Raw genomic sequence first — 6,527 nt, forward strand, 5'->3', positions numbered from 1 at the left:
CCAATCCCAGATCTTCTCGATAACCTCTTTGATTTCATCATAGGGGTCTTCCGCCTTGATAAAGGGGACCAGCAGTGAGCCCATCTGGGCACCATCGAGAATCGGCGCCTTGGCGCCGACCAGCATGGAGAGGCCGCGGTCGTCACCGATGTGCAGGGCCCGAGGCATGACGTTGATGCAGTGCATGCAGCGCGTGCACTCTTTGTTGTCGATCTTCAGCTTGCCGCCGTCCATCCACATGCACTCGGTGGGGCACAGGCCGATGACCTCTTTTTGGATGTCGAACTTGCCCCAGTCGCGGCCGCTGTGAGCGCCGCCGTTGGGGGGGAATTCACCGCCGATGTAGCCGGCGACGGCTTCCTGATCGATTTTGATGTCGTCTTTCCAGGTCCCCACGAAGGAGATGTCCGCCCGGGCGATGGAGGCCACGCAGCAGTTGGGGCAGCCGTCGAACTTGAACTTGAACTTATAGGGGAAGGCCGGTCGGTGCAGTTCGTCCTGGTACTCCTGGGTCAGGTCGTAGCAGATGGCCTGGGTGTCGTAGCAGGAGTATTCACAGCGCGAAGAGCCGATACAGTCGGACGGGGTGCGCAGGTTGGAGCCGGAGCCGCCCAGGTCCTGGCCCATGTTGTGGGTCAGTTCGAAGAAAATCTCTTCCAGCTGCTTGGTGGAGGTTCCGATGAAGATGATGTCACCGGTGGAGCCGTGCATGTTGGTGATGCCGGAGCCGCGGAATTCCCACAGGTCGCAGAGTTTTTTCAGAAAGTCGGTGGTGTAGTATTTACCGCCGGGCTGGGCGACGCGCATGGTGTGAAAGTGAGCCACGCCGGGAAATTTTTCAGGCTGGTCGCAGTAGCGGCCGATAACGCCGCCGCCGTATCCGAACACACCCACGATACCGCCGTGTTTCCAATGGGTCCGGCCGTGTTTGAAAGAGAGCTCCAATACGCCCAGAATGTCTTCCACACAGTCCTGGGCGACCTGAAATTCTACGTTGTTCGGGTTCTTGGCCCTGTGCGCGGCTTCCTGCTTCAGGTCCGACACGAAGCTCGGCCACGGACCGGACTCAAGCTGGTCCAACAAAGGGGTTGCATGCTTTGCCATCTTTTACCTCCATTTAAATTGATATTAAACCAACCTGCCAATAAAATAAGAACCGTCCCCGACGGGGGGGTTAAAAGTCACCTCCTCTCGAATTTTTTTTCATATATTGTCGGGATTGTTGAAATCACTTGGTTTTCATCATTAAAACTGCAAGGAGCAGATATAGAATTAATCATGGGGCTTGTCAATAAAAAAGCCTGGTTTCGCGCAGTTAAGCTGCAGGTGCCATTCGTGGTTGGGCCTTCATACAAAATGTTGTGCACCTTATCGCCACCATCTCTCCATGTGGTGTTCGAGCTCCGTTTTTAATCGACTGAACACTGTGGCCATCATCCGCTTGTGCGGGGCCTCCTGTCGGCGGTTTCAGCAGGCCTTGTCGTCAACCCGACAACAGTCGGCGAAGGCTCTGCATGTGACGGGCCAGGTGGCGGGCGATGAGACGGTGTTCTTCAGTCCGCCGATCAAAAAAAGTCTCGGTGACCCGGCGAGCCATGTTTCGAAGGGCATCATCGTCATGGTGGTTGAAAAAATGACGGAACGTATCGGGAACGGTTTCCGGAAAACCGTTCATGCGGGCGGTCAGGTCCAGCCCCATGAAAAAACCGTCGACCATGGGCGCCAGGCAGCGGTCCGATGCCCAGGCCATCTCTCCTACCCCGTCGAGACGGTCCAAGCGTATGCGCAGGGACAGGTGGATGAAAAAAACCACCAGGGCCTCCAAAATCGACCGTTCGTCGTCCGGTTCATCGGTGCTGTCGGGAATGGAAACATAATCCCTGACCGTGATCAGTCTGACGGCTACGCCCTCTCCTGCGACCCGGACCACAAAGTCGCCGGCGGCATGATGCCAGGGAAAGATCTGGCTTGAAGTGATCGGATCGTAGCAGGCGGTCAGGATCATGGCGGTATTGCGGTACAGACCGGCCGCCTGCGTTTCTGAAAGCAGGCAAGGGGGAGCGGCCCCATCCCAGACAACGATGGCCGCTTTATCGTTGTCGGATCGTCGGGTCAGGTGAAATTCATGGAATCCCTCAAACCAGTCCCCCAGGAACATGGGCAGTTCGTCTGGCGTGAAGCTGTAGACCCGGGGAAACCAGCCAAAAGGCCGCTGGGCGTTGAGATGTTCCAGTGCCTTGACCTCGCGGGCAAAGGCTTTCCGCCCGTGGCTGGAAACCGCCACGTTGACCACAAAGGAAACCGTCCAGTCCTTGACCGCCACCTGGAGCCGGGCCGGGTGGTAAAAGGCCCCGTGCTTTTCCAAGAAAATATTCAGGTCCCCCAGATCTTGTTCAACGACAGGCTGATTTAATTGGCGGGAAGCGGCCGTTAGGATCCTGTCCCAGCCGCCGGCTGTACAAAAGTTGGAGACCGCTGAAAAATACCGGCCATAGGTAACGGCCGCGGTATCGACACAGTCGGGTTTTTTTGCTGTGGAATGCCGATTGTCGGGCAGCGGGCGATGCCACAAAGGGTGGTCCCGATCAATCGGGTGATCGGTTGTGGATAGAAAGCAAGATACGGTCGACATGGGGCGGACATTACCGGAATGGGTCAATGTTGTCGCGCGTCCGGACCTTCGGCAGGCGCGGTCCGGATGTCCGACGGATTCGATCAGGCGCGGAAGGATTCCAGTTCTTTCAGGATTTCCGGTGCCACCTCATAGCCCAGGTTAATCGCTTTTTCGGCGTGTTCCACGGCAAGTGCCGGCTGCCCGTCTTCCAGGTAGGCGATGGCCAGGTTGTTGTGCGCAACGGCAAACTCCGGAGAGAGCTTCAAGGCCTTCAGGTTGGTCTCGATGCTCTCCTTGACCTGGCCGTTCATCAGGTAGGCGTTGGCCAGGGTGGCAAAGGCCTGGATAAACCGGAAATTGAACATGGTGGCCTTTTCCAGGGCTTTGATGGCGCCTTCTACATCACCCTGCTGAAGCAGGACAAAGCCGATGTTTCCCCATCCTTCGGAAAAGCCGGGTTTGGCTTTGACGGCCCGCTGGTTCCAGTCCAGGCAGCCATCCATGTCGCCGCGTTTCAGGCAAATGCCGCCTAATTGAACGTAGGCTTCGGCCAGGCCGGGGCTGCACTCGATGGCCGTAAACAGGGATTTCTCGGCTTCTTCGATCTTTCCCTGGCCCAGCAGGGCGACGCCCAGGTTGTAGTGGGAGGTGCCGCAGTCGGGGTTTGAGGCGATGGCTTTTTTCTGCTGGTCAATGAACGCTTCTGCATTGGGTGCTTTTTCCATGTTCACATCCTTTTCCGGTGGTCTCACCGATAGTAATTTCCTTTGAAACCAAAATGGGTAACGTGACTGTCTGTCCGTGTCAAGGAAAATAATCGCGGCAAAGCCGCTTTTCCCTTGACATAAAACCCTAACTTCCTTAGTGTTTTTTAAAAAGGTGACATTTTCAGGAGGTAGCATGAATTCAGGATGTTATACCGCGATGGTAACGCCTTTCGACGGCGCGGCAGTCGATGAAACGGGGCTCACCCGCCTCGCCGATTTTCAGATTCAAAACGGCATCACCGGCCTTCTTGCCGTGGGCACCACCGGTGAAAGCCCCACCCTGGCCTGGCAGGAGCACCACCGGGTGGTGCAGATCATTTCGCAGCATGCCAAGGGCAAATGCCTGTGCATCGCCGGGGCGGGCAGCAACAACACCAAAGAGGCCCTGTCCGCCACGCGCCATGCCGCCGAGGCGGGCGTCGATGGGGTGCTATTGGTGGACCCCTACTATAACGGTCCCAGTTCGCTTGAGATCAGGAAAGAATATCTGTCACCGGTGGCTGCGGCCTTTCCCGATTTATCCATCATTCCCTATGTCATCCCGGGGCGCACCGGCGCCCAGCTGCTTCCCGAAGACCTGGCCTTGCTGTTCAAGGCGCATCCCAACGTGAATACGGTCAAGGAGGCCACGGGAGATCTTGGCAACATGCGGCGAACCCGCCAATGCTGCGGCCCCGAATTCACCATCCTTTCCGGCGACGACGGGATGACGGTTGAAATGATGACCGATCCGGAAATTGCCGCGGCAGGGGTGATTTCAGTGGTTTCCAATATCGTCCCCAAGGCCATGAGCGATCTGGTTCGCCTGTTGACACACAAAGCCTTCGACCAGGCGACAGCGTTGGCCGAGGCCCTGGCACCGCTGTTCGGGTTGGTGACGGTGAAAACCGTGGAAAAATCCCCATACGGCGACGTGGTTTGCCGGGCACGGAATCCGCTGGCCTTGAAGACGCTGATGCAGCTGCTGGGAATGCCTTCGGGACCCTGCCGCCCGCCGCTCGGTAAAATGAGCCGGGCTGGCCTGGACGTGGTGGTCAACATCGCCAAGACAGTTCAATCGAAAAATCCGGAGCTTTTTTCGCCGCTGGCGGAATGCTTCGATGTGGACATCGATGCGCGGCTCAACGATGAACGGCTGTTGGAAGGGTTGTACTACCCGACGTATTAATCATCGCCCCTCCGAAACGGGTATCTTTCGGCCTTGGCCGGCGTTTTCGATCCGTTGAACGCCTCTTAAACGAAACCGCTCACCCTGAATAGATCAGGGCGGGCGGATTGATTTAGAAGCACAATAACCGTTTTTTCAGGCGGGATTTTCTTTGTCTGTGAAATTCGACGCCTGCTGTTCGGGATCCGTTTCTCTAAACAGAATACCTTTTAGCCATTTCAGCCCGAACTTGAGCAGTTCGATTTCATCCTTTTTTATTTTTTCCACGGTGGCGGCGTCTACCTCGACGCGCTTTAAAAATGAACTTTCAAAGACAAACTGCTTGAATTTGTCGATGTCGTAGCTGACCATGAAAAACATTTGTTTTGCCTTATCCGTCAGCTTGATGCTCGGTGGAAAAGAGCGTTTCCGCACCACCAGATCCGTCCACTCTCGGTTGATGTCGTCCCGCAGATCCACCTCTTGATCTTCCCGCCACTCGGCTACCGTCCAATCGCCGTCCTCCTCGAAGCCTTTGCAGTGGGGCTCGTTGATGAAAAAGAAAAACCCCTCGTCGTCAGCCCCATCCTTGTGCTGGAGGGTTGCCGTGCCCAATGGATAATAGCGGCAGGACGTGGGACGATCCTTATAGATGATGCATCCCTCTTTGTCCTTGACGAAGGGACAGGATTCGCGCTCGTCGTCGAGCAGCTTGAGCGTGACCATGGGCAGATCGGTCTTTTCCAGCAGGTGGGGTACGGTGTAAATCGCCAGAAATTCCCGGGAAGAGAGGCCCAACCGGTTTTTCATCTGGAGGATATCGTAGGGCGTGAGAATGATGTTGATGCCCCGGCAGCACATGGTAAAGCACGATACGCCCGGGTGGCATTTAAATTTGAACTGGCTGCCGTATCCTAAGCGCACCGGCGAGATACAAGCGGTGTTATCTGCATCGTTCATGACGTGTCCTTTCCTGATCGTTCCTTGGTTGGGCCGTATGTAACCAAGGCCGTGGCCAAAGTCAAACGGTAATCCCGGCGCCAAACGTTTACCGACGGGATGATGGCAACCCTTTTGTCCAACCATGGAAAGGCTGACGGTACAGCCGATACGGGACTCGGACAGGCGTTTTTAAATGAATGGGGCCGGTCCAGAAACGGGCCGGCCCCAGGTGTGTCGTTTTAGGTATCGCGTTGGGTTATTTCACCTTTCCTGCGCGCCAGGCCTCGATCAGTTTGTCGTAATCGACTGTTTCCCCTTTGGGTTTTTCGTTGGCCAGCTTGGCTTTGGGGGATCCGGTTTGGTTCAGCCAGTAGGCTTCATCTTTCTCCGGATTCAGCTGGGGGCCGCACTCACCCTGGGTCTTGGATCGGGCGATGCGCTCCAATACCCGGTCCATCTCTTTGGCCAAGTTGTCCATGGCCGTATCCACGGTGACTTCGCCGGAAACCGCCTCGCCGATGTTCTGCCACCACAACTGGGCCAGTTTCGGATAGTCGGGTACATTGACGCCGGTCGGCGTCCAGGCCACGCGGGCCGGGCTGCGGTAGAATTCCACCAGACCGCCCAGTTTGGGCGCCCGTTCGGTGAAGGATGCATGATTGATGTCGCTGTCGCGGATAGGGGTCAACCCCACATGGGCTTTTTTAAGCGAGGTGGTCTTGGCCACGCAGAACTGGGCAAACAGCCAGGCCGCCTTGCGGCGCTCGAGCGGCGTGCTCTTCATAAACGTCCAAGAGCCGCAATCCTGATAGCCCAGCTTCATGCCCTCTTCCCAGTAGGGGCCATGGGGTGAGGGGGCCATGCGCCATTTGGGTGTACCGTCCTCATTCACCGTGGGACCCGGTTCGACCATGCTGGGCAAAAAGGCTGTGTACCAGAAGATCTGCTGGGCCACGCTGCCGTTGGCCAGAAATGGCAGATAGGTGTAAAAATCCATGCCCAAGCTGCCCGGAGGGGCGTATTTTCTCAGCCAATCCATATATTTCTGAAGCGCGTA

Annotated in this window: 6 protein-coding genes; 1 reads left to right on the forward strand and 5 read right to left on the reverse strand. The window is 56.5% G+C overall.

Going from position 1 to position 6,527, the window contains the following annotated elements; translation table 11 throughout:
• The 3 genes from dsrA to ABYV26_RS17900 all read right to left on the reverse strand — a co-directional run.
• The coding region (gene dsrA, locus ABYV26_RS17890) for a dissimilatory-type sulfite reductase subunit alpha (RefSeq protein ID WP_372682718.1) at window positions 1–1,104 on the reverse strand (1,104 nt) is incomplete at its 3' end.
• Window positions 1,105–1,483: 379 nt separating this feature from the next.
• Window positions 1,484–2,632: a hypothetical protein gene (locus tag ABYV26_RS17895; RefSeq protein ID WP_372682719.1), complete on the reverse strand. Its 1,149-nt coding sequence runs from the start codon at window positions 2,630–2,632 to the stop codon at window positions 1,484–1,486.
• 83 nt (window positions 2,633–2,715) lie between these two features.
• Window positions 2,716–3,339 carry a tetratricopeptide repeat protein gene (locus ABYV26_RS17900; RefSeq protein ID WP_372682720.1) on the reverse strand — a complete coding sequence of 208 codons (624 nt, stop codon included), beginning with the start codon at window positions 3,337–3,339 and terminating at the stop codon, window positions 2,716–2,718.
• Window positions 3,340–3,514: 175 nt separating this feature from the next.
• Here ABYV26_RS17900 and dapA point away from each other — a divergent pair, with 175 nt between their 5' ends.
• Window positions 3,515–4,549: a 4-hydroxy-tetrahydrodipicolinate synthase gene (gene dapA / locus ABYV26_RS17905; RefSeq protein ID WP_372682721.1), complete on the forward strand. Its 1,035-nt coding sequence runs from the start codon at window positions 3,515–3,517 to the stop codon at window positions 4,547–4,549.
• Between the two features lie 135 nt (window positions 4,550–4,684).
• On the opposite strand, the gene ABYV26_RS17910 is transcribed toward dapA, so the two are convergent.
• Both ABYV26_RS17910 and ABYV26_RS17915 read right to left on the reverse strand, forming a co-directional pair.
• Window positions 4,685–5,488: a YkgJ family cysteine cluster protein gene (locus ABYV26_RS17910; protein ID WP_372682722.1), complete on the reverse strand. Its 804-nt coding sequence runs from the start codon at window positions 5,486–5,488 to the stop codon at window positions 4,685–4,687.
• Window positions 5,489–5,726: 238 nt separating this feature from the next.
• A partial coding sequence (locus tag ABYV26_RS17915; RefSeq protein ID WP_372682723.1) for an extracellular solute-binding protein occupies window positions 5,727–6,527 on the reverse strand: 801 nt, incomplete at its 5' end.

It is taken from the genome of Desulfosarcina sp. (genome assembly GCF_041551955.1).
Classification (GTDB): Bacteria; Desulfobacterota; Desulfobacteria; order Desulfobacterales; family Desulfosarcinaceae; genus Desulfosarcina.

Bases quoted from the DNA above. Each gene is read 5' to 3' on its own strand.
- ABYV26_RS17895 (WP_372682719.1), bottom strand. From the start codon at position 2,632: ATGTCGACCGTATCTTGCTTTCTATCCACAACCGATCACCCGATTGAT.
- ABYV26_RS17900 (WP_372682720.1), bottom strand. From the start codon at position 3,339: ATGGAAAAAGCACCCAATGCAGAAGCGTTCATTGACCAGCAGAAAAAA.
- dapA (WP_372682721.1), top strand. From the start codon at position 3,515: ATGAATTCAGGATGTTATACCGCGATGGTAACGCCTTTCGACGGCGCG.
- ABYV26_RS17910 (WP_372682722.1), bottom strand. From the start codon at position 5,488: ATGAACGATGCAGATAACACCGCTTGTATCTCGCCGGTGCGCTTAGGA.